The 21,627-nt window shown below is 64.8% G+C and carries 26 protein-coding genes and 1 pseudogene; 16 read left to right on the top strand and 11 right to left on the bottom strand.

The window, feature by feature from the left end:
* The 4 genes from exbB to M3484_RS08275 all read right to left on the bottom strand — a co-directional run bounded on the left by exbB (position 1) and on the right by M3484_RS08275 (position 5,189).
* A complete protein-coding gene (exbB, locus tag M3484_RS08290) occupies positions 1 to 1,056 on the bottom strand; it encodes a tonB-system energizer ExbB (RefSeq protein WP_249496506.1) in 1,056 nt (351 codons plus the stop codon).
* 487 nt (positions 1,057 to 1,543) lie between these two features.
* Complete coding sequence (locus M3484_RS08285) at positions 1,544 to 2,602, bottom strand: DUF1513 domain-containing protein (protein ID WP_249496505.1); 1,059 nt, start codon at positions 2,600 to 2,602, stop codon at positions 1,544 to 1,546.
* Positions 2,603 to 2,607: 5 nt separating this feature from the next.
* A complete protein-coding gene (locus tag M3484_RS08280) occupies positions 2,608 to 3,618 on the bottom strand; it encodes an imelysin family protein (RefSeq protein ID WP_249496504.1) in 1,011 nt (336 codons plus the stop codon).
* Positions 3,618 to 5,189 carry a di-heme oxidoreductase family protein gene (locus tag M3484_RS08275; protein ID WP_249496503.1) on the bottom strand — a complete coding sequence of 524 codons (1,572 nt, stop codon included), beginning with the start codon at positions 5,187 to 5,189 and terminating at the stop codon, positions 3,618 to 3,620. Before M3484_RS08275 ends, M3484_RS08280 begins: the two co-directional genes overlap by 1 nt.
* Positions 5,190 to 5,555: 366 nt before the next feature.
* Here M3484_RS08275 and M3484_RS08270 point away from each other — a divergent pair, with 366 nt between their 5' ends.
* The gene (locus M3484_RS08270; protein WP_249496502.1) at positions 5,556 to 6,410 is read left to right on the top strand and encodes an alpha/beta hydrolase fold domain-containing protein; all 855 of its coding nucleotides are present in this window, start codon (positions 5,556 to 5,558) and stop codon (positions 6,408 to 6,410) included.
* A gap of 37 nt (positions 6,411 to 6,447) precedes the next feature.
* Here M3484_RS08270 and M3484_RS08265 read toward each other — a convergent pair whose 3' ends face one another.
* Entirely contained in the window at positions 6,448 to 6,846 is a 399-nt protein-coding gene (locus M3484_RS08265) for a MerR family transcriptional regulator (protein ID WP_249496501.1), read from the bottom strand.
* 166 nt (positions 6,847 to 7,012) lie between these two features.
* Here M3484_RS08265 and M3484_RS08260 point away from each other — a divergent pair, with 166 nt between their 5' ends.
* The 4 genes from M3484_RS08260 to M3484_RS08245 all read left to right on the top strand — a co-directional run bounded on the left by M3484_RS08260 (position 7,013) and on the right by M3484_RS08245 (position 10,562).
* The gene (locus M3484_RS08260; RefSeq protein WP_249496500.1) at positions 7,013 to 7,492 is read left to right on the top strand and encodes a PaaI family thioesterase; all 480 of its coding nucleotides are present in this window, start codon (positions 7,013 to 7,015) and stop codon (positions 7,490 to 7,492) included.
* Positions 7,489 to 7,947 (top strand): PaaI family thioesterase, encoded by a 459-nt coding sequence (locus M3484_RS08255; RefSeq protein ID WP_249496499.1) that lies wholly within the window; start codon positions 7,489 to 7,491, stop codon positions 7,945 to 7,947. Before M3484_RS08260 ends, M3484_RS08255 begins: the two co-directional genes overlap by 4 nt.
* Positions 7,948 to 8,055: 108 nt before the next feature.
* Complete coding sequence (locus M3484_RS08250) at positions 8,056 to 8,511, top strand: universal stress protein (protein ID WP_092895413.1); 456 nt, start codon at positions 8,056 to 8,058, stop codon at positions 8,509 to 8,511.
* Positions 8,512 to 8,687: 176 nt separating this feature from the next.
* Complete coding sequence (locus M3484_RS08245; RefSeq protein WP_249496498.1) at positions 8,688 to 10,562, top strand: S1C family serine protease; 1,875 nt, start codon at positions 8,688 to 8,690, stop codon at positions 10,560 to 10,562.
* Between the two features lie 98 nt (positions 10,563 to 10,660).
* On the opposite strand, the gene M3484_RS08240 is transcribed toward M3484_RS08245, so the two are convergent.
* Positions 10,661 to 11,218, bottom strand: coding sequence for a manganese efflux pump MntP (locus M3484_RS08240; protein ID WP_092895409.1), 558 nt, complete (start codon positions 11,216 to 11,218; stop codon positions 10,661 to 10,663).
* 354 nt (positions 11,219 to 11,572) lie between these two features.
* On the opposite strand from M3484_RS08240, the gene M3484_RS08235 reads away from it, so the two are divergent.
* From M3484_RS08235 to M3484_RS08210, 6 genes are all read left to right on the top strand, one after another.
* Positions 11,573 to 11,995, top strand: coding sequence for a diacylglycerol kinase (locus tag M3484_RS08235; protein ID WP_249496497.1), 423 nt, complete (start codon positions 11,573 to 11,575; stop codon positions 11,993 to 11,995).
* Positions 11,996 to 12,144: 149 nt separating this feature from the next.
* Complete coding sequence (locus M3484_RS08230; RefSeq protein WP_171909437.1) at positions 12,145 to 12,309, top strand: hypothetical protein; 165 nt, start codon at positions 12,145 to 12,147, stop codon at positions 12,307 to 12,309.
* A 145-nt stretch (positions 12,310 to 12,454) separates the two neighbouring features.
* Positions 12,455 to 13,018 (top strand): NifU family protein, encoded by a 564-nt coding sequence (locus M3484_RS08225; RefSeq protein ID WP_092895405.1) that lies wholly within the window; start codon positions 12,455 to 12,457, stop codon positions 13,016 to 13,018.
* Between the two features lie 21 nt (positions 13,019 to 13,039).
* Complete coding sequence (gene tsaB / locus M3484_RS08220; RefSeq protein WP_249496496.1) at positions 13,040 to 13,774, top strand: tRNA (adenosine(37)-N6)-threonylcarbamoyltransferase complex dimerization subunit type 1 TsaB; 735 nt, start codon at positions 13,040 to 13,042, stop codon at positions 13,772 to 13,774.
* Between the two features lie 16 nt (positions 13,775 to 13,790).
* Positions 13,791 to 14,225, top strand: a complete 435-nt coding sequence (gene rimI / locus M3484_RS08215; RefSeq protein WP_249496495.1) for a ribosomal protein S18-alanine N-acetyltransferase — start codon at positions 13,791 to 13,793, stop codon at positions 14,223 to 14,225.
* Between the two features lie 193 nt (positions 14,226 to 14,418).
* The gene (locus tag M3484_RS08210) at positions 14,419 to 15,264 is read left to right on the top strand and encodes a BMP family ABC transporter substrate-binding protein (RefSeq protein WP_249496494.1); all 846 of its coding nucleotides are present in this window, start codon (positions 14,419 to 14,421) and stop codon (positions 15,262 to 15,264) included.
* A 202-nt stretch (positions 15,265 to 15,466) separates the two neighbouring features.
* On the opposite strand, the gene M3484_RS08205 is transcribed toward M3484_RS08210, so the two are convergent.
* From M3484_RS08205 to M3484_RS08195, 3 genes are all read right to left on the bottom strand, one after another.
* On the bottom strand, positions 15,467 to 15,913 hold the full coding sequence (locus M3484_RS08205) for a hypothetical protein (RefSeq protein WP_249496493.1): 447 nt from the start codon (positions 15,911 to 15,913) through the stop codon (positions 15,467 to 15,469).
* A 346-nt stretch (positions 15,914 to 16,259) separates the two neighbouring features.
* Positions 16,260 to 16,457 carry a hypothetical protein gene (locus M3484_RS08200; RefSeq protein WP_249496492.1) on the bottom strand — a complete coding sequence of 66 codons (198 nt, stop codon included), beginning with the start codon at positions 16,455 to 16,457 and terminating at the stop codon, positions 16,260 to 16,262.
* 117 nt (positions 16,458 to 16,574) lie between these two features.
* Positions 16,575 to 16,793, bottom strand: coding sequence for a hypothetical protein (locus M3484_RS08195; RefSeq protein ID WP_249496491.1), 219 nt, complete (start codon positions 16,791 to 16,793; stop codon positions 16,575 to 16,577).
* Here M3484_RS08195 and M3484_RS08190 point away from each other — a divergent pair.
* The 4 genes and pseudogenes from M3484_RS08190 to M3484_RS08175 all read left to right on the top strand — a co-directional run bounded on the left by M3484_RS08190 (position 16,792) and on the right by M3484_RS08175 (position 19,964).
* Positions 16,792 to 17,100, top strand: a complete 309-nt coding sequence (locus tag M3484_RS08190) for an ABC transporter permease subunit (protein ID WP_249496490.1) — start codon at positions 16,792 to 16,794, stop codon at positions 17,098 to 17,100. The two genes, M3484_RS08195 and M3484_RS08190, sit on opposite strands and share 2 nt — an antisense overlap.
* Positions 17,022 to 17,966: pseudogene (locus tag M3484_RS08185) on the top strand (phosphorylase family protein). Before M3484_RS08190 ends, M3484_RS08185 begins: the two are co-directional and overlap by 79 nt.
* Before the next feature lie 229 nt (positions 17,967 to 18,195).
* Positions 18,196 to 19,116: a sulfite exporter TauE/SafE family protein gene (locus M3484_RS08180; RefSeq protein ID WP_092895389.1), complete on the top strand. Its 921-nt coding sequence runs from the start codon at positions 18,196 to 18,198 to the stop codon at positions 19,114 to 19,116.
* Positions 19,113 to 19,964: a TIGR02186 family protein gene (locus tag M3484_RS08175; protein WP_249496489.1), complete on the top strand. Its 852-nt coding sequence runs from the start codon at positions 19,113 to 19,115 to the stop codon at positions 19,962 to 19,964. The genes M3484_RS08180 and M3484_RS08175 overlap by 4 nt, the downstream gene beginning before the upstream one ends.
* A 3-nt stretch (positions 19,965 to 19,967) precedes the next feature.
* On the opposite strand, the gene M3484_RS08170 is transcribed toward M3484_RS08175, so the two are convergent.
* A complete protein-coding gene (locus tag M3484_RS08170) occupies positions 19,968 to 20,453 on the bottom strand; it encodes a VOC family protein (protein WP_249496488.1) in 486 nt (161 codons plus the stop codon).
* 213 nt (positions 20,454 to 20,666) lie between these two features.
* On the opposite strand from M3484_RS08170, the gene M3484_RS08165 reads away from it, so the two are divergent.
* A complete protein-coding gene (locus tag M3484_RS08165; protein ID WP_092895383.1) occupies positions 20,667 to 21,128 on the top strand; it encodes a hypothetical protein in 462 nt (153 codons plus the stop codon).
* Positions 21,129 to 21,225: 97 nt separating this feature from the next.
* Here M3484_RS08165 and M3484_RS08160 read toward each other — a convergent pair whose 3' ends face one another.
* Positions 21,226 to 21,486 carry an accessory factor UbiK family protein gene (locus M3484_RS08160; RefSeq protein WP_092901214.1) on the bottom strand — a complete coding sequence of 87 codons (261 nt, stop codon included), beginning with the start codon at positions 21,484 to 21,486 and terminating at the stop codon, positions 21,226 to 21,228.
* Positions 21,487 to 21,627: the final 141 nt, after the last annotated feature.

Below are 21,627 nucleotides of genomic sequence, written 5' to 3'. Positions count from 1 at the left end.
TCAGACCCTCGCGCTCAGGCGGTCAAGCGACCGGCTTTGCAGGCGGGCCGCAGCGGCGGCCACGTCATTCAGCTGCAACCGGTATTTTGCAAGTTTCCGCGACAGAACGTTATAGATCAGCACCGCCGGGATCGCCGCAGCAAGGCCGATGGCGGTCGCCAGCAGCGCTTCGGCGATGCCGGGCGCGACGACGGCAAGGTTCGTGGTGTTAGATTGCGCGATGGCGAGAAAGCTGTTCATGATCCCGAACACGGTGCCGAACAGCCCGACAAAGGGCGAAAGCGAGCCGATGGAGGCCAGGATCCCGGTGCCCGAGCGCAGCCGCGCAGCAGCGCCTGCCTCGATGCGGGACATCGCGGTATCTGTACGGTCGCGCGTGCCGGGGATCAGCGCGGGCTCGGCCTCGGCGAGGCGCAGTTCCTCATCCGCGGCGCGGATCATATCGACCGAGGGGCCTTTGCGGCCGGCCACCGCTTCGGCAACCGCGTGGAGGCTTGAGGCGCTGGCCAGCAGACGCGCGGTCTTGCGCATCGAGGCAAAGGCAAAGCCGAATTCAAACAATTTGTGGATCAGGATCACCAGCGCCACGAAAGCCGCAATCGCAAGACCAACCATCACCGCCTGCACGATGACATGCGCATCCCAGAAGAGCGATTCGAGCTCGACTGAATGCACCGGCAGCGCCGCCGCCGGGGCTGAAGCGGCTTCGGCCGGGCCTGCGGCGGGCTGAACCGCCTCACCGGTTGCAGCAGGGGTGGCGGGGTCAACGGCCGGGGTCGTGGTCGTTTCAGCGCCGGTTGCCGGCGTGACAGCCGGGCTCGCGGCACCGGTGTCCGGCGTCGCGATGGCACCGGTCTCTTCAGTCACGGGCGCAAGCGGGGCATCGGGCGCGGCATCAGGCACCACGGGCGGGGCCTCACTGCCTTCGATCACCGGCGCGGCGGATTGCTCCGGCGCCGCATCGGGCACAACCGGCGCCGTATTGTCCTGTGCGACAGCCATGCCACCGGAGAGGATCAGAAGGGAAAGAAGTGCCGCGCGCATCGGTTCAACCACTTGAAGTCTCATTTCGTGCAAAGGGGGACGGGTGAAGACGGCCTGCCCGACACAACCAAAGCATCATGCGAATTCCGCACAGCCTTTGCCACCATCGGTTTTTCAGCCACCCTGGCCGTGGATTTCAGAACCAGATCAATCTGGTCTCGCCCTGGAAAGATCATCCGAGAAATCCGTTCCACAATCGCCCTGACGGGCCCATGAAGTGCAAGTTCTGCAGCCTCAGACCCGAATTCCGAAAGGGAGATCCGAACCAGTCGGTTGCCTTGCCCCACCGGGCCGCCACCTGAATTCCACCTGTTCAGCCCGCTACCGTTTGGCTGGCACTCCGAGAGAGGGGCACTTGCGAGGCAGCAGATTCCGACCTGATCGGTCAGGAATGGCTTTAGGAATACCAGGTGGAATTGTCAAGTATATCCCCCCTCTGTGCCCCTGGCAGCCGGCGCTGTGCCGCGAAGATCGTCACAAAGCTGAAAACTCTGGCAAATCAGGCGACCGGAACCATGTGATTGTCCCATGAGGTGGCGCGGTGTCGCAGCGCGCGCAGGGGGGTACCGGCACCGCCAAGCGCCCAGATCCCGCCCCCGCCATCCGATGCGACGAATCCCTGTTCCAGCGCCGCAAGACCACAGATATCGGCCCGCCGATGCGTGGCAAGCGGTGTGCCATCTTCGCCAAACACCATCACCGCGCCCCCCCGGGGCGAGGAAATTGCAATCATCCCCTGATTGGCGGCGATCGATCCCGCATAGCCCTTCATGGTGTAGATCTCTTCGGGCGCGGCCTCAAACAGGGTGATCGCGTGGCCCGGCTCCCAGCGGGCCAAAAGCGGCACCGGATCAGACAGGTCACCCTGCCATTGCAACGCGACCGCAACGCCCTCGCCCACAAGTGCAAGATGGCGCAGAGAATTCTGATGCAGATCGGGCTCCAGCTCGGCAACCTCAAGGATCTCGCCCGAAGGTGAGAGCAGCGCCAGATTTGAGCGCATAGTGTCAAGGTTCAGCGTGGTGCGGTCAGAAGGGTCGGTCTGAATGCCACCATTCGCGACGATCAGCCGCCCGTCGGCGAGGCGTTTCATATCATGCGGGCCGATGCCGCCGGTCCGCCATTCGCCGATGCGGCGGTAAGTCTCCGTCTCCCAGATCCCGATCCGCCCTTCCGATCCCTCGGCCACGACTTCCGAGGTCATCAGGAGCGCCCCATCGGCGGAAAAAGCGCCATGGCCATTGAATTGCCGCCCTTCAGGCGGGGTCAGCCGGTGCCGGATGCCGCCGGTGAAACAGTCCAGCACGATGGCAAAGACACCGGGACGGCGGGCAAAAGCCACCGCTTCGGGCCGCGACGGATGCGCCGCCGCAGCATGTCCCCGCGCCGGCAAAGGGATGGAAAACAGGCTTTCGCCATCGGATCGCAGCCCGTGAAGAACATAATCCTCGCCCTCTTTCCCGGCGGAAAGCCAGGCCGGGCTGCCCACATCGGCCCAGCCAAGCCCGGGAAGCGACAGCGAGGCCAGCCCCGCCAGAAATCCGCGTCGCGTGGCCATTTCTGTCAGTCTCCGTCCTGCGAATTGAAGCCAAGCCCGACGCCCAGCGCCGGTGCCATCTCGGAAAGTGCGATGGCGCGGGCAGAGCGCACGAGGCGCTGCACCTCAAGGATCTTCTCGCGCCGTTCGGGATCGGAGACCCCCGCCAGCTCCGGCTCGTCCAGCTTGCCAGCCGCGACAATCGCCCGGTCCATCGCAGCGATTGTGCCGGCAGCATCGGGTTCAAGCGCAGCCGTCAGACGGCGGATGGCCTGCAATTCCAGAAGGATGTTGCGGGTTGCCCGTCCCGAGGCGCGGGCCTCGGCGCGTTCCGGGCGCGGCTTGTCTTCTTCGCCAAGCGGACGGCCAAGCCGTTGATCGGCAATGAATTCAAGCCCCCCCATCAGCTGGGTAAAGACCGCCTGAAGCGCCTCGTTCCGGGTGAAAAACCGGGTATTGCCATCACTGCCCGCGCGCAGCAGCAGCTGCGCAAAGCCCTGATCCCCGGTCCAGCCTGCATCCAGAACCGAAGCCAGCCGCGCGAGGTCTTTCACCGTGGCCCGGAGCAGCGGACAGGGGTCGGCCGCGGGCGGCTCGCCCGGGTATAACAGGCGCTCCAGCCCCGTAAGCCCGCGTGCCGCCACCGATTGTTTCGCGAAAAGCTCTGGCTCGAGACTCGCCGGGTCACCCAGCAAAAGCCCTCGTTGCGCCTTGGCGCCGAGGCCCTTCGGATCAGGCCAGAACCGGATCGCCAGCGCCGTGCCGCCTTCTTCCGAAGGGCCGAAATGCAGCCAGGACACCGCCATCCACGCGTCAAACGCCTTGTTGAACGCAGGTCGCAAGGTGGTCGGGTCACATTGGCCCCCGCTCTCGGCGAAATGGCTCTCGGTCTGTTCCTCAAGCGCGGTGGTCGCTTTGGCGAAAGTGGCAAAACCCGGCAGCATGACGGTATCGACCGCCTGGCTCAGATCGGCCAGAGCGGGGCCGGCGCCACAGATCAGGGCCAGAGCAAAACCGAAAGGGCGAAAACGCGACATCACAGGCTCTCCAGAAAGGCGATCAGGGCTTCACGGTCTTCGGTCGGCAGCGCAATCACGGCATCACGCTGCGCCTCGGCCTCGCCGCCATGCCAGAGCACGGCTTCGAGCAGCGAGCGCGCCCGGCCATCATGGAGGAAATTCGTATGGCCGGAAACCTGTTCGGTCAGCCCGATCCCCCAGAGCGGCGGCGTGCGCCATTCACGCCCGGTCGCGCGGCCCTCGGGGCGGTCATCGGCCAGCCCCTCGCCCATGTCATGCAGCAAAAGATCGGTATAGGGCCAGATCAGCTGAAAGCTTTGCTCGGGCTGATCCTTCAGGCGGCTGGTCACGAATTTCGGGTTGTGGCAGCCGATGCAGTTCAGCCCGTAAAACACCTCTTTGCCACGCAGGACCTGGGGGCTATCGATATTGCGGCGCTCGGGGACGGCGAGGTTGCGCGAATAGAAGGTCACAAGATCAAGGCTTTGCGCATCGACTTCAAGCCCGTCCCGCACGCCCGACTCCTGGCCATGCGGCGCCTCGCGGCAGGCGGTCTGCGCCGGTGTGCAATCCCCCCAGGGCTCGGGGACCAATGGCGTCGACAGACCCATATCGCCGGAAAACGCATCGGCGGATTGCTGACGGATGGTCGGCGTGCCGGCCTTGAGGCCAAAGCGCCCCAGCATCGGCACGTTGAATTCCTGCGAGGGCACGATCGAGATACGCCCCGAGATCCCGTCGCCATCAGCATCGTCAGGATCGGCCAGCGCAATGATATCGGCGGCCGGAATCGCCTCCAACAGCCCAAGGCCGATCATCTGCGGCGCGACACGGGGCGAGATCATCAGATCCTTGTGAAAAGCGCCAAAGCCAGGGTTCGAGATGGTGTAAGCGGGCTTTCGCAGCGACACGACCATGCCATCGGCCAGCGTCACCGGGGTCTCAGCCCAGGCAATATCCATCCGGCCCTCGGCCGGCAGACCGGGCACCGCGAAATCCTGCAGCTGCCCGCCATAGACGGGGTCAGGCAGCGTCGCGATCCATTCGGCAATCCCCATCGGCGCCTCGCCCCCCGGGACAGACAGGCGCAGAAACATCGAAACCCGCGCCTCTTCATCCGTGGCGGGCGGATGGCCACGCCCGTCTTTCAGATGGCAATCCTGACACCCCCGCGCATTGTAAAGCGGCCCCAGCCCGTCCGACGCCTTTGTCGAAGACGGCGCCGAGACCCAGGTCTTGCGAAACAGCGCATTGCCGAGCTTGAAATCCATCTCGCGCTCAAAGGGCATATTACCCGAGAGGATGGAAAACGCATCCGCATTGGGCCTGACGCGCACGGTCGCGGCGCCGCCCTGCATCAGTTCGAACCCTTCGGGTCTGGTGAAATCGGTGGTGGGCGCGATGACCCGGGCGATCCGGGCGGTTTCGGCTTTGGTGCGGGCAATCACCGGCAAATGCCGGTCGTCCAGATTTCTTTCGTCCTGCAGGTGGTCGCCCGGATCCGGCGCAGCCGCCTCCTGCGCGCGGGCGGGGGGGACGGCGGTCATCAGGAGGAGAATAAGGGCAGGCGCGAACCGGAGGCGTAACATGAGAAACTTCCCTGAGCCCTCCTTGCCTGATCCTTTTCCCCGAGTCTTTCAATCGGAAAAAACAGGCCAGCAGTGGGGCGCGAGCGCCTGTCGTGCCCTGGGCAGGCTCCGGTCGCGGGTCATCTCCCCGGCTCAGACCAGGGCGCAGGTTCTCCTGCGTCAGGGGCGCCCTGGCAGGCCAGACTTCGGCGGGCCGGGCCTCAGCAATCTGATGGCGTTCCATCGCACCACCGCGCTGCCCCTGTGACTGCACGGTTTTACATGCCCTGCCCTGCGGCAAAGTCAGACTGTTGAAAACGCGCGGGCGTGCTACGTTCCCGGTAACGCCTTCGGCACAGCCGTGCCAGGGGCCAGGAAAGGCAGATCATGGTGACACATTCTGATCCTGACTGGATCAACGGTCCGGTTGCGGCGCTGCGGGCCTGGCGGGATACGCGGCCAGATGTGCTTGCGCCGGTCCTGCCCGATGCCGTGACACTGCATGACCTCGCGCCGGAGGGGGGCTGCCCGGGCGGGCTGGTCTTCACGCCCCAGGCATCCGGCGCCGGGGTGGAGGCCGCGCCGATTGTCTATTTTCATGGCGGTGGCTTTATAACCGGCTCGCCCTGGACCCACCGCATCGTGACCGCCTGGATCGCACAGGAAACCGGCGCGCGCGTGATCTCGGTCGCCTGGCGCCTCGCGCCCGAACATCCGTTTCCCGCCCAGGCCCAGGATGCGGTTGCAAGCCTGCGGCGGCAGCTGACAGGCGCACGACAGCTGCGGCTGATGGGCGACAGCGCGGGCGGCCTGGTGGCGCTCTGGGCCTTTGCCGGGCTGGCAGCGGCGGAACGCGCCCGCATTGCCGATGTCACGCTGTTTTATCCGGGGGCCGGGCCGGGCATGCCGCCTGCTCCGGAAAACGCAGCACATGAGTCCGATGGGCTGGGGCCGAAATCGCTGGCCTCCTATCACCGCCACCTGGATCCGCAGGCGCTGATTGCCGGGGATCCACGCCATGACCCGCTGGCACCGGGCTTCCCCCGCCCTCCGGGCCTGACCATCCTGGGCGCAGGCATCGACCCGGTTTTGCGCGACGGCGAAGCCCTGGCACGCGCATTACAGGGCAGGCTGGTGCTGGCCGACGGGCTCGATCACGGCTTTCTGGGCGGGCTGCCCGCAGACCCCGCGCGCGACTGGTTGCGCAAGGCCCTCAGCCTCGCGGAGGGGGGCCGGGGGTGATGGGCCAGGGGACCATATCACCCGCCCCCTGCCCCTCTCAGTCTTCCGCATCTGCGCCTTCATCCCGCGCCATTTCCGCAACCGCCGTTTCGCGCAGGGCGTGCAGATCTGAAATGGTCCGGTCAAGCGCCTCGCGTTGCCGCGCCAGTTCCAGCAGCTGACGATCCGCCATGCCGAGCCAGGCCTCCAGCTGTGACCGCTCGCCCTTGTGACCATAGATCAGCAGCCATTGCCGGATCTCTTCCAGCGAAAAGCCGAACCGCCGCCCACGCAGGATCAGCTTCATCCGCGCCTCCTCGCGCGCTGTGTAAAACCGCGCGCGGCCCTCGCGTTCCGGGGCCAGCAATTCGATATATTCGTAATAGCGGAGCGTGCGCGGCGTGACGTCGAATTTCGCGCACATCTCCTTGAAACTGATCCGAATCTGATCCGGCATAAGGCCCTCCGCCCGGCAGATCGTAGGGTGCGCCGGGCCGAATTGGCAAGCCTTCCGCGGTCAGGGGCACGACGGCACCATGAGAATCACTGACGCTGCGTCATCCCGGGGCTGAACGCGCCGCCCGGCTCTTGCAACACCCGGCCAGAGCGGTTTGATACGAGCCATGCAAGAGACCGGCCCCCACACAGCTTCCGACACACTCGCCATCGCGCGCCGATTTATCGAGGCGCTGCCTCATGCAAGGGCGCTGAGGCTCCGGATGGAGGAGATCGGCGGCGGAATAGCGGTGATTTCGATGCCCTGGGACGCAGGGCTGATCGGCGATCCAGCCACCGGCGTCATCCATGGTGGCGCGGTTTCGGCGCTGATGGATACAGCATCGGGTGCGGCGGTAATGGCGCATCCGGCCGGGCCGCGCTCGACCGCGACGCTGGATCTGCGGATCGACTATATGCGCCCCGCAACACCGGGCCAGGCGATCCGCGCCCGCGCCGAATGCCACCATGTCACCCGTTCGGTCGCCTTCGTGCGCGTCACCGCCTGTGATGATGACAGCACGCGCCCGGTCGCCATGGCCACAGGCGCCTTTACCTTCGAACGGGGCGACGACGTGGCCCGCACCCTGCCGGATGACCCGCGATGACCAGTGAATATGCGCCTCTCCTTGAGACAATCGTGGCCCGGATCCCCTATCTGGGCTTTCTTGGCATCCGTTTCGACACTGCCGGGGCAGAGCTGACCGCCGTATTGCCTTACCGCGACGATCTGATCGGCAATCCGCTGATCCCGGCGCTGCATGGCGGGGTCACGGCGGCCTTTCTTGAGGTGACCGCGATCACCGGCCTTGTCTGGAACGCGCTGCACCAGGGCCGGATCCAGCCGGCTTCCCTTACCGCAGACACCCTGCCCGCTTTGCCGAAAACCATTGATATCACGGTGGATTACCTGCGCCCGGGCCAGCCGCGCGATGCCTTTGCCCGCGCCCGCATCAATCGCTCAGGACGCCGCTATGCCTCGGTCCATGTCGAAGCCTGGCAGGAGGACCCGCAGCGGCTTTTTGCCCAGGGCACCGGGCATTTCCTGATGCGCGAGGGCTGAGGCGCCCTCTGGCCTTCTCCCGGCTTTACCCGACAATCACGACAGAGACGCTTGCCATTTCCCCCGCTGCCGTTCCAGAATTGCCCTATCCAAGCAGGAGAATATCGGATGCGGAAATTCCTGGTTGTGCTGGATGACAGCCGCGAATGCCTCAATGCCATGCGATACGCGGCGCTCCGGGCCGCCCATACCGGTGGCGGTGTCACGATCCTTTCGATCATCCCGCCCGAGGAGTTCCAGCACTGGATGGGCGTTGCCGATCTGATGCGGGCCGAAGCGCGCGAGCGGATCGAGGCGCATTTCGAGGTCTTTGCCAAATGGATGCGCGACAAACAGGGCGTAACCCCTGAACTGGTGATCCGCGAAGGCGATGCCGTGACCGAGATCCTTGCCCAGATGCGCGAAGATCCGGAAACCGGCGTTCTGGTGCTGGGCGCAGGAACCGACAAATCCGGCCCGGGCCCGCTGGTCACCGCGATGAGCCGCAATTCGGGCAGCCTGCCGACCCCGATCACCATCGTGCCCGGCGACATGTCGAAAGAAACGCTTGAAAAAATCACCTGAGCGATTCGCGCGCCCTGCAGGCCTGAGGCACAGAACTGCCCCCGGAAACGCCGGCCCCTGCGCGATCACATCAGGAGATCATGACCGCGAAAGGTGCCGAAACGCCTTTGCTTCGCGCCGGTTTCAGGGCAGCATAGCGTGAAATACCCCTTCAGCCGTTGCCGGAGTGCTTTGCGATGCGCTTGCCCCTGATCTCCCTCCGGGCCCCGATCTCCCTCCGGTTTCTGCTGGTCGCGGCCCTTCTGCCGGTTCTGATGTTTGTGCACCTGCCGGGAATGGCGCGCGCGCAGTCCTGGCTGGAACAGCCCTTCGATGCGACAACCCTGAGCCGCGAAGACACCGCGACCCTCCAGGCCTCGCTGGCCTGGACCGGTGATTTCTTCGGCGTGATCGACGGGATCTGGACCCCTCAGTCCCAGGAGGCCTTTGTGAAATACGCGACCCGCACTGCAGGGCGCGAAACGGTGCCCCGGTTCAGCGATATCAAAGACCTCGTGATGTTTCTGGAAGATGAACGGGTCAGGAATGACTGGCAGCTGAACTATTCGCGCATCGCCAATACCTCTTACCTCTTCCCGTTCGGGCTGATCGAAGAGGTCAAAGATGCCAGAGAGATGGAATATCTCTCAAAGGACAAAAGCATCTCGCTGATCATCCGCGAAGGCAAACTGGCCGATGCGAAATCCGATCATGACTGGTTTCTCGGCAAGGCGCGGGCGGACACCAAGCCCTATCAGTTCTCCAATGACCAGACGATGATCAGCTGGGTCGATCTCGACAATAAGATGACCGCCTATATCCGCTCTGACCTGCATGACGGGCTGTGGAGCACGATGAATTTCGTGACCACGGAAGACGGATATTTCCGTGTCAATCTGCTGGCCGGGAGCACAGTGACCGGCAATGCCAGCGCGGCGTCCCTGATCTGGACCCCGGGCGGCGTGATTGACCAGGTGATCAACGGCACCGCAGCGGCTGCGCCGCCCACCGCAGCCGCTGCCGCCGCGCCGCGCGCCGAGGATCAGGTGGAGCGCCCGGGCAAATCTGCCGTGACCTCGCCAACCATGCCGGACTCAATCCCCGCGATGCCGCCCGAAGCCTCGCACCCGACCCCGCCGAAAGACATTCCGGGCGATCTGGTCGAAGATCTGCCGCCCGCAAGCGATGCGCCGGCCAGCGGGATCCTTGGTACCCCGGCGCCCGGAACCGCAACCGCCGATGCAGGGCCAGTCCCTGGCGGGCTGGGTACCCCGGCCCCGGCTCTGCCCGATGCGCCCGATCCCGGTACCGCCATTGCCTCCGGCCCGGCGGAACTGGGCACCGCACCCGGCGGCCCGGCGCCGATCCGTGCGCCCGAAGGACAGCCCGCCGCGCCTGCCGGTGGCCCAAAGGTCGCAGCCGTGGCCGAGACCCCGCGCCCCAAGATCGATGGCACGCTGAAAAGCTCGGGCACCGGATTCTATATCGCGCCGACAACGCTGGTCACCGCCGCCCATGTGATCGAGGGCTGTTCCGCCATCGGCATGGCCGACGGCACCGCGCTTGAAGTGCTGGCCGCCGATACCACGCTGGATGTGGCAGTGCTGGGCGGCGCGGTCGATACCGGTGCCTGGCTGAAGCTCTCGGCGCTGGAGGTTCCGAAACTGGGCGAGACGGTCACGACGCTCGGCTACCCCTATTCCACCAGCCTCGACCAGGGGCTGACGGTAACCTCGGGCAATGTCTCGGCTCTGCGCGGAGCGGATGGCTCGTCGAACCGGGTGATGATCTCGGCGCCGGTGCAGCCCGGCAATTCCGGCGGCCCGCTTCTGAACAAAAAGGGCGCGGTGATCGGGGTGGTGGTAAGCCGCGTCGATGACATCGCCATGCTCGAGGAAACCGGCACCCTGCCGCAGAATATGAATTTCGCGGTGCCATCCGGACCGCTCCTGACCTTCCTTGCCAGGGAGCGCATCTCGCGGCCGCAGGGCGAAGGCGTGCGCGGAGATCTGTCGGCAGAGCTGCCCGAGGCCTTTGCTGCCGCCGTGGTGCCGGTGCGGTGTTATCGCTGAGCCGCGAGGCTCAGCTACCCGGCGCAAAACGGGCCCCCGGGGCCCGTTTTTCATTTTGACAGACATCAGTTCAATCGCGGTGCCGGGGCGAGCAGCGCTCAGCCCGTCAGATGTTCAAAAAGGATCAGCCCGCCCATCGCGATCAGAGCAAGGCCGCCAAATGTCTCCATCACCCGGCCAAAGCTGCGGCCGAGCCAGCGACCGGCGAGGACGCCCGAGGCGCTCATCACCATCGTGGTGAAGCCGATGGCTGCGGCGATGACAAAGATATTCGCCTCCAGCAGCGCCAGCGACACGCCCACCGCCATCGCGTCAATCGAAGTACCGATGGCCGTAAGCACGGTCGCGCGCAGCCCAGGCGCCGGCGCCGCCTCATCTCTCGCGCGCGACAGCGCCTGGAACAGCATATGTGCGCCCACCGCCCCCAGAAGCGCGAAGGCAATCCAGTGATCCACTGCCTGAACCCAGGTGCTCGCCGCCATGCCAAGTCCCCAGCCGATCAGCGGGGTGACCATCTCGACCACGCCGAAAATCGCACCGGTCTTCACGGCGCGCATCAGCCCCGGCCGCTGTTCCCCTGCGCCGCGCCCGAGCGAGGCGATAAAAGCATCAACAGACATTGAAACGGCAAGAATGCCGATGGTGAAGGGGGACATGCGGGTCTCCTGTCCTTTGGAACCGGCAGCGTGACGCCGGGATTGTGAACGGGCCCGAAGCCCGGAGCACGGTCTTGCATGACCCGGCTGACCCGGGCCGGACGCACCACGCCCGGGCATCCCCAGGGGCGAGAGTGTTGATACGCCCCTGCCATCACCTGGCAGTCGCTACTCCCCGATGCGGGTCAGATAGGTGCGTCATGATAAAAAGTAAAGTAAAATCATTATGTTAAAATGAAACTCATTTGCATCTGGGCCACCGTAGCCGTCGCGGCGGGTGGACAATCCCGGGCATAAAAGCCAGCATCCGGCAAAAGCCCCGGGGCTCTAAGTCACATTGAAAGGCGACTGCCTATGACCAGCCAGCAGGTACCGCAGGGCGGCGCCATAAAGCCGCCGCACCAGAAACCATCGCGCAAAACGGGGGTGGCGCATCTTCTGGCGGCAGCGACCTATTCCGCCGCCGGGTTCCGCCGGCTTTTGCGCGAAAGTGCCTTTCGCCAGGAACTGACCATCGGGGTGATTGTGCTTGCCGGCCTCGCACTCTGGGGGGTGGACCTCGCCAGACTGCTCGGCTTTGCGATTTTCCTTCTGGTGCTGACAGCGGTCGAGGCGCTGAACACCGCGCTTGAGGTTCTGGTCGACCATCTTTCACCGGAGTGGTCTGAATTTGCTCGCGATGCCAAGGATCTGGGCTCGCTCGCGGTCGGGGCGACGCTGATTGCGACCGCGCTTTATCTTGTCTGGGTGGTGCTCGGTCAGACCGGCCTTATCTGAACCGGCCCCGCCTGAACCGATCTGGCGGCTGACGCTGGGGAAGACATGACGCAGATGCAACCCCGCCCTGCGGAAACGGCGGGTTTTCTGCAGCGCAGCATAGGCCTATATTTCCGGCGGGAGGCGACAATTACCAAAGGATGCACGACATGTCTGTGCAACGCCCCGTCGATATTCTGAAAGCGGTCCTCGTGCCGCAGGATCCGGCCCAGACCTATTATACCCCGCCCAGCCAGAAACCGGCCCCGGTGCAGCTTTCGCGCCTCAATGCGCTGGACGAGATGTATGCTTATTTCGGCTCGGACCGCGCCTGAAATATGCGCGGCCATGCGGGCGGTCCGGCACCGGGCACGCCCTCAGCGCCGCATTCCGCGCTCTGCAGGATTTTTACACGCGGGCGCGCAGTTGACTTGTGGTCCCGCCGGCCCCATATCCGGCTGATACAGTCGGAGAAGCACCATGTTCATCCAGACCGAATCCACTCCGAATCCGGCGACGCTGAAATTCCTGCCCGGCCTGACCGTGCTTGAACTGGGCACCGCGGATTTCCCCAATGCCGAAGCGGCGGCCAAATCGCCGCTGGCGCGGCGTATTTTTGCGGCGGGCGGCGTGACCGGGGTATTCCTCGGGTCTGATTTCGTGACCGTCACCAAGGCCGATCAGATCGAATGGCCCCATATCAAGCCGCAGATCCTTGGCGCGATCATGGAGCATTTCCAGTCCGGCCAGGCCGTGATCGACGGCGAAGGTCCGGGCGACGGCCATGCTGCCAATTTCGACAGCGCGGATGAGGGCATCGTAAGCCAGATCAAGGAATTGCTGGACACGCGCGTGCGCCCGGCAGTGGCCCAGGATGGCGGCGACATCACCTTCCACGGCTTTGACCGGGGCGTGGTCTATCTGCATATGCAGGGCGCCTGCGCCGGCTGCCCCTCTTCGACCCTCACCCTCAAAATGGGGATCGAGAACCTGCTGCGCCATTACATCCCGGAAGTCACCGAGGTCCGCCCGGTCGCGGCCTGATCCGCGTCCGGCATTTCCCAGATGGCTGAGGCGCGTTTTCCTCTGTTGGCTTTCGACACATCGGCCGCGCATTGCGCGGCCGCTCTGGTTACACCGCAGGGCCTCTTCACCCGCTTTGAACCGATGCAAAAGGGCCAGGCCGAGCGGCTGATGCCGATGCTCGAAGAGCTTCTCGCCGAGGCCGGCCTGCCCTGGGCGCATCTGGCCGCGCTGGCGGTGGGGGTTGGCCCGGGAAATTTCACCGGAATACGCATTGCGGTCGCCGCCGCGCGCGGGCTGGCGCTTGGGCTTGACCTGCCGCAGACCGGTGTCACCAGTTTCGAGATGATGCGCGACCCCGCCCATCCCCATTCGCATCCGGCCGAACTTGTGAGCCTCCCCGCCCCGCGCGGCGAGGCCTATGTCCAGCCTTTCCGCTATGGCGCAGCCCAGGCCGCACCCCGGCTGATCGACCCCGCCTGCCCGCCCGCCGACCTTGCGATGCCGGGGCGGATGCAGGTCACCGGCCACCGCGCCGATGAAATCGCAGCGCCTTTCGCGGGCCGCGCCCTCACCTGCGAGCTGGAGAATATTCCCGGCCGGCTGGCACAGGTTGCCGTGTGGAAATTCGCCTGTGGCCTGGCACAGAACGCGCGCCCGGCGCCGCTTTACGTGCGCCCTCCCGATGCAGCGCCACCCTCTGACCCGCCGCCGGTGATACTTGATGCCGACCGCCCGGAGACCACGGATCGCGCCCCCCTTGATGCGGATGTCTGAGGCCGGCGCACCGGATATGCCAGCCGCCCTGGCCGAAAGCCTCGCGCGGATCCATGCCGCCTCTTTCACCATGCCACGCCCCTGGAGCGCGGCGGAGATCGCGGGGCTTCTCATCCAACCACATGTCTTCCTTCTGACCGAAGCGCGGGAACAGGAGCCCGTGGGCTTCCTGATTGGCACTGCCATTGCGGGCGAGGCCGAGCTTCTGACGCTGACCGTCCATCCCCGGCACCGCCGTCAGGGTCTTGGCGAATGCCTCGTCGCGCGTTTTCTGGCCGAGGCCGGCGCCCGCAACGCAAGCTCGCAGTTTCTCGAGGTCGCAGCCGATAATGCCCCGGCCATCGCCCTTTACACCCGCGTCGGCTTCCACGAGGCCGGCCGCCGCCGGAACTATTACCACGGCCCCAGGGGAAACCACGTCGATGCGCTGGTTCTCGCACGCGGGGGATGACGCCCGCCACCAGGCGAGGGCCAGGTAACGGCCGGGAAAGCGCCAGGGCCAGGCCCCAGTACCGGGATGACGAAAATCAAGCGGCGCTCCGGTCGCACCGAAGAAAGCTCTTCGCAAAAAGCGCTGTTTAAGCCCAAAGAAAATCCGGAGAAAATCATGATCCTGGCAACCCGCCTTGCCCCATGAAACGGCAGTGACCGCGCCTGTTACCGGAATCGCCGCCAGCACCTCCCTGGCAGACCACGCGCTGATCTTCGATCTCGGCGGCAAATTCGACAAAAGCTTCACCGAGGCCGCCTGTAATGGCGCCGGGCGCCTGAAGACCGAAACCGGTCGCACCTGCCGGAACCTGGAGATGCGCGAAGAGACCCGGCGCGAACACTCGCTGCGCCGCATAGCCGAGAATGGCACCAATCAGGTGGGGGCGCGCATGCCAGATCAGATCGCCCGCGATTTCCCCGATACGAGAATCGTCACCATTGACGGCTGCGCCGATCCGGCGCTGAACCCGAATGTGCTCCCGATCAATTTCCGCGAGGAAGCGGGTTCGGATCTGACCGGAATGCTCGCGGCGCAGGCCTCGAAAACCGGAACGGTGGGCTTTGTCGGCGGCATGTATGTCGCGCTGATCCGGGCCTTCGGCTCTGGCTTTACTCAAGGGGCGAAGACGGTGAACCCGGATATCAAAATCGTCTCCCCTAAGACCGGCGATCCTCCGGATGCCTGGAACGACCCGGTCAAGGGCCCGAAAGCTCAGGGCGCCGATGTTATCTTCGCCGCCGCCGGTCAGACCGGGCCCGGCGTTTTGCAGGCCGCAGCGGATGAGGGCATTCTTTCGGTCGGCGTCGAATCGAACCAGTACCACCTTCGTCCCGGCCAGCTGCTGACTTCGATACGCGAGCGCGTCAAATTGGTGGTCTGCAATTCGTTCAGACAGAGCGAAGCGCTGGATCTGACACCGCAGCATCTGGGGATGAAGGAAGACCGTGTCGGCTATGCGCTGGACGACAACAACGCCGCGCTGATCTCTCTGAAATGAAGGCAAGCGTCGATGCCACAGCGGCGGCAATCATCGCGGACGAGCTGAAAATCCATGACTACCGCTCGGACAATACCTGCCCCGCGGCGCCAAAAACGGCCCACTGCTTCGCCGCTCGCTCGGGCCTGCCCGCGACAGCCTCGCCGCACTCGCGCGCGAATACGGGCTTGAGGTCCATGCCAAAGCGCTGGTCGAAGACCTCTCACTCAGCCATCAGCAGCGGGTCGATATCCTCAAAGCCCTCTGACGCAACGCCCAGATCCCGTTCCCCGATGAACCGACCGGCGCCTTCACCCTGGCACAGGCCGACCTTCCTTTCAGCATTCTCAAAGGGTTGCGCGACCAGCGCAAAGCCCTCCGCCTGATCACCCACAAGCTGCGCCATATCATAGACGTCACTTACACAGTCATGCGGCGCGACCGCCTTGTCGGCACGCTCCGCACCCCAGAGACACCCCGCCCGGCTCGCCGAGCTAATGGTCGGGCACAAAGTGCTGCTGGAAACCGCCAGGGTGCCGGCCCGGTCCTCCTCAGCGCCGTAAACATCACGCGCCAGGGTGAACACAAGGTCGAGCGGCTGAAATCCGTCAGCCTGATGCTGCGCGCCGGCGAGATCCCCGGCATCACAGGCGTGGCCGGCAACAGGCAATCGGAACTCATATCGATCCATAGCGACATGACCCGCCCCGGCGAAAAAATCTCCAGGCGCCTCACCCTGAAAAGCCGGAACCTGTTCCTCAGCGGTCGCGTCGCAGTTGGCAAAAGCCGGCGCGCCTGCGGGATCGGCCTGGGCGCGCGGCATTCTCACCGACAGTCAGGCGACCCGGCAGCCACATCCGAGAGCGATATCGGCTGACCTATGGCTGGTATTGCCCCTGCACGCCCCCCAGAGCAGACTCAGCCCGAACAAACAGCGGAGCCTCCCCTGATGCTGCCCCTGCCGAAATGGTCCGGGGGGCGCTGATGACCGCCTCCGGCTGAGGCCATACGCTGTTTTACACCACGAGATCCATCTTCACCGGCCTTGCTGCGACCGTGTTTTCATGCCGGGCTCTCTCTATCCCCTGGCCGCGCTGGACGCGTGCGCTGCGCGGCGCCTCGCTCGCAGCGCCAGCTTTTGGCGCCGCCTGGACCACGATCGCCGCCTGGCTCCAGGCGAAACGCGGCAGCCATATCGTGATCACCACGATCATGTTCAACTATATCACGGCCAGCTTAATCATGTTCATGCTGGTCGAAGTGCTGCGGCCCCATGGACACGCAATACCCGTCCGGCGCGCGCTTCCCGGCTGTGACCGCCCTGACAGGGTTCAACCGGATCCCCGGGCTTGACCTTCTTTTCCCGCGCGCGAGGTGTCTTCGGCCAGGGCGGGCGCATACCGCAACTGGCCGAAGACGCGCGGTTCAGCCCCGTGACCCTGCCCTTCAGCGATACACTGCGCGACCTCCCCGGCATCGGCCCCTTCTATGCCGAAGTCATCCCGGGCCATGCCGATCTCGTCTATCTCGCCGTTGACCTGATGGCTCATGTATCGCCCCCTTTACGGGCTCCGCCTGCGCGTGTTGGGCGAGAACCCGGCGGCCATCGATACCGCGGGCGTTGCGGTAATACTGCTGCGTTATTCGGCGCTGATGGTCACCGGCATCCCTTGCGGCCTTGCCGGCACTTACATGTCCGCCGCGCTTCGGGCCGGGTTCGGGCGCGGCATGACCGCCGGGCGCGGCTCTATCGCGCTGGCCGCACTGATCTTCGCGAAATGGCGCCCGGTCGCCGCCCTCTGGGCCTGCCTTCTCTTCGGCTTTTTCCAGGCCCTGCGCTGCGCCCCGATATCGTAACGGCACTCATCCTGACCTGCGTCCCCGGTCCGATCCTCGATGCCCTGCCCTACATCCTGACCGCCCTCGCGCGGGCTTTATCTGCAAAGCCACTCCGCCCGCGCCGGCGGCGAGCCCTATGTGCAAGAACGCTGAGCCTCTTTCATCTGTCCTTAAATATCCTCCGGGGGTCCGGGAGGCGAAGCGCCCCCGGCTTGCCCGACCATCACGGAACACCCGCCATGACCACTGCCACCGACTTCATCCGCGCCTGTTCAGGCGACGCCCCGATCCACTTCGGCCAGATCTTCGGCTCGGGCCTCGGCCATCTCGCCCATGCGGTTGATGGCCCCGCAATCCCCTATGCCGACCAGCCCGGCTTCCAGCATGTCTCCGTCTCGGGCCATAAGCCGCATCGCCATATTGGCACGCCGGAGGGTATCCGCGTCGCGGTCTTTGCGCGCGAGCATTGCGAAGAGAACGGCAACGCCGCCGCGATGCGCGCAGACCTGAATACCCTGCGCGATCCTGTCGCAAACGATCTGATCGTGACGAATGCCGCCAGCAGCCTGCGCCCCGAAATCCCGCCCGGGGATCAGATGCTCCTTTCCGATCACATCAACGACAATGGCCGCACTCCGCTGATCGGCGGCCGACCGATGCCCGTTTCATCCCCATGACCGAAGCCCATTCGCCCCGGCTCCGTGCGGCACTGCACAAAGCAGCCGGGGCGAATCGGTCCCGCTCAAAGAGGGGGCTGCTGCTTGTATTCCGGCCCCTCTTTCGAGACCCCGGCCGAGATCCGCATGCTCCGATCTCTCGGCAGTGATACGGTCGGCATGTCCACCATGCGCGAAGTGATCCTCTCGCGGTTTCTCGGCCCCTAGGTCGCGGCAATCTCACCCATCACCACCATGGCCGCAGGACTGTCGGATGAGGCTATCAGCCATGATCACACCAAGGCCATGGCCCCGACAGGTGCGGCAAAACTGGAACGGATCCTGCGCCGTTACCTTTGTGATCCCGCGTGAGGCGAAAGCCGGTTTGACTTCCTGGCGCAGGCGGGCAAACCTGCGCCAGGACTTCCCCTGCTGATCCGGCCTGGCCTCTTTTGCAATGCAGCTCTACCTCCCCATCGCCGAGGTCTCGGTCAATATTTTCCTGCTCTTCGGGATCGGCGGCATCGTGGGCTTTCTTTCGGGAATGTTCGGGGTTGGCGGCGGCTTTCTGATCACCCCCCTGTTGTTCTTCATCGGCGTGCCGCCTGCGGTGGCGGTGGCGACCGGCGCGAACCAGGTCGTGGCCTCTTCGGTCTCGGGTGTGCTGGCGCAGATGAAGCGCAAGGCGGTCGATTTCCGCATGGGAACCGTGCTGCTGGCGGGCGGTTTCATCGGCTCGGCCATCGGGATCTGGGTCTTTGCGCTGATGCAGTCACTGGGCCAGGTCGATCTGTTCGTGCAGATCTCTTATGTCGTTTTCCTTGGCTTCATCGGGGCGACGATGTTGCAGGAGAGCCTGCGCGCCCTCTTGCGCACCCGTGGCGGCAAAGTGCAGATCCGCCGCGCCCATACCCATTCCTGGGCGCATGGCCTGCCGTTCAAGATGAAATTCCGCGCCTCGGGGCTTTATATTTCGGTGATCCCGCCAATGGCGATCGGCGCTTTCACCGGCTTTCTGGCCGCGATCATGGGGGTGGGCGGTGGCTTCATCCTGGTGCCGGCGATGATTTACCTGTTGGGGATGCCCACCAAGGTCGTGATCGGCACTTCGCTTTTCCAGATCATCTTCGTCTCGGCCTTTACCACCATCATGCATTCGGTCACCTCGCAGACCGTCGATATGATGCTGGCGCTGGTGCTGATCCTTGGCGGCGTGATCGGGGCGCAGATCGGCAGCCGTGTCGGGGTCTATCTCAAGGCCGAACAGCTGCGGGTCCTTTTGTCGCTGCTCGTCGTTGCGGTGGCGCTCAGGATTGCGGTTGATCTGCTGCTCCGCCCGGTCGAGCTGTATTCGGTGATGCCCGGGGTGCTGCCATGAGGCGGCTTACCCTGATCGCCGCGCTGTTCCTCACAGGCCCCGCTTTGGCGCAGGACGCCGCGCCGGATGCCGTACAGGACGCCCCGACCGAGACAATCGTCTCGGGCCTGAGCCAGAACCGCGTCTCGATCACCGCGAATTTCGATGGCGACGAGATCCTCGTCTATGGCGCCGTCCGGCGCGACGCGCCGGCGCCTCAGGGACGGCTCGATGTGATCGTGACCGCCGAGGGCCCCTCGGGCCCGGTCACCGTCAGGCGCAAGGAACGCACCGCGGGCATCTGGATCAACCGCGACTCTGTCAATATTTCCAGCGCGCCCAGCTTCTACGCCGTGGCCACCACCGGCAAGCTCGACGAGATCCTGAGCGCCGAGGAGAACCGCAAACATGCGATCTCCATCGACCAGCTGGTGCATCTTGAAGCCGCCGATGCCGCGACCGAGGCCTGGGTCGCCCGGGGCGGCGACCCGGATACGATGCCGCTTTTCCCGATCCTGCTTGCCGAGGGCGAGTTCATCCGCTCGATGATCCGGGTGCGCACCAATGAGGGGCGCTACCGGATGCTGGAAAACCGTGTCCAGCTGTCAGAACAGACGCTGTTTCGCGCCGATCTCACATTGCCCTCGAACCTGACCGAAGGCGTCTACCGGGTGCGGATGTTCCTCTTGCGCGATGGCAAGGTCATCGCCAACCACGAACGCTGGATCCGGGTGCGCAAAGAGGGGCTGGAACGTATGGTCTTCAACCTCTCGCGCGAGCAGCCATTGTTTTACGGCCTGCTGTCGCTGGCGATTGCCGCCTTTGCCGGCTGGGCCGCTTCAGCCGCGACCCGGCTGATCCGGCGCTAGGGTTCAGTCAGCCTCCGCCAGCAGTTTCGCGGTATCGAGGCGGCGGGTGGTCATCATCAGCCCGCCCTTCTCGTCATGCGGCCAGTCGGCCTCGGGGCGGTCCCAGTAAAGTTCCACGCCATTGCCATCCGGGTCATCCAGATAAAGCGCCTGGCTCACCCCATGATCCGAAGCGCCGGTCAGCGGATAGCCCGCCTCGCTCAGGCGTTTGAGCGCATTGGCCAGCGCCTTGCGATCCGGATAGAGAAAGGCCGAATGGTAGAGACCCACCGTCCCCGGGCCCGGGCGCGTGCCGCCAAGCGATTCCCAGGTGTTCAGCCCGATATGGTGGTGATAGCCGCCTGCCGACAAGAATGCCGCCTGGGTGCCGTAACGTTGGGTGACTTCAAATCCCAGAACACCGGAGTAAAAACCAATCGCACGGTCAAGATCCGAGACCTTGAGATGCACATGGCCCACGCGGGTCGCGGGATGGATCGGGGCAGTCATGAGATCGCTCTCCCTTCTCACGAAATTGTTTCCCCTCTCAGATAGAGGTGCTCCGGCCCTGCTAAAACAGCGATTCCCGCACCGGATCTGTGCAGGGATCGCTGAATTGTGAAGAAAGACCGGCGGGCAAAGCCGGCGGGTCAGGAAACCCGCCCTGTTCGCATCCCCCGGCGCGGCGCAATAGTCAGATGGCAACTCTGTGAGGTTACCCAGATGAAACGCATCTTCCTGGCCGCCGCTGTCACACTCGGCCTTGGCGCAACGGCGGCGCTCGCCGATGGCAAAGTCTATATCACGCTGCCCGATATGTCGGGGATCGCGCAGGATCCGGTCGCGGCTGACCAGCTGCTTTCAGATATGCAAAACACCCTCGTCCTCAGCCAGAACTGCCCGGAGGCGAGCCTTTCGGATGAGGAACATTCGCTGCTGACCGACGGCTTTGATCTTTTGGCCTATGGCGAGCTGAAGCTGGATACCGACGGGATCATCGCGAAATACGAGACGCCGGCCTTTGATCTCCTGGACAACAGCACGCGCGCCTGCAGCGAAGAGCCAGAGCTGAAAGCGCGCACGATTGCGACGCTGATCAGGGCCGGCGGCGATCTGACACCGCTGCCCGATCAGGAAAAAGCCTATCTCGACTGGCGCGCGCTGATGGATCAGATCCGCCCCTGACGCCGCCTGCCCGAAACAACAAAGGCACCGGAGCGATCCGGTGCCTTTTACATTTCCCACACCTGACGGGAGGTACAGGCTCAGGGGGAATCCGGGGTTACTTCGCCTTTACGCCGCCCGATGCCGCCTCAAGCGCCGCGATCCGGGCCGAGAGCGCCTCATTCTCTTCGCGCGCCTTTTGCGCCATCAGCCGCACCGCGTCGAATTCCTCGCGGGTGACGAAGTCGCGCCCGGCCATCCAGCGGTCGACCATGCTTTTCATCGCGGTTTCGGCTTCGGTCCGCGCGCCCTGGGCCACGCCCATGGCATTGGTCATGAGCTGGCTCATATCGTCGAGGAATTTGTTGCGGCTCTGCATCTCGGCCATCCCTTGTCGTCAGCCCCGGGGGGTCCGGGTCGCTTTGACCCTATATGCGCGCCCGCACGCCTGTTCACAAGTGTTGAGGCCCCGGTTGCGGCGCGGCCCTTGCAGTTGACTTCATCCCCTGCCCGCAAGACA

The organism is Pseudomonas sp. GX19020 (assembly GCF_023371075.1).
GTDB lineage: Bacteria > Pseudomonadota > Alphaproteobacteria > Rhodobacterales > Rhodobacteraceae > Pseudogemmobacter.
The sequence above is the reverse complement of the archived record's forward strand: the minus strand, read 5'-3'. Positions and strand labels throughout refer to the sequence as shown.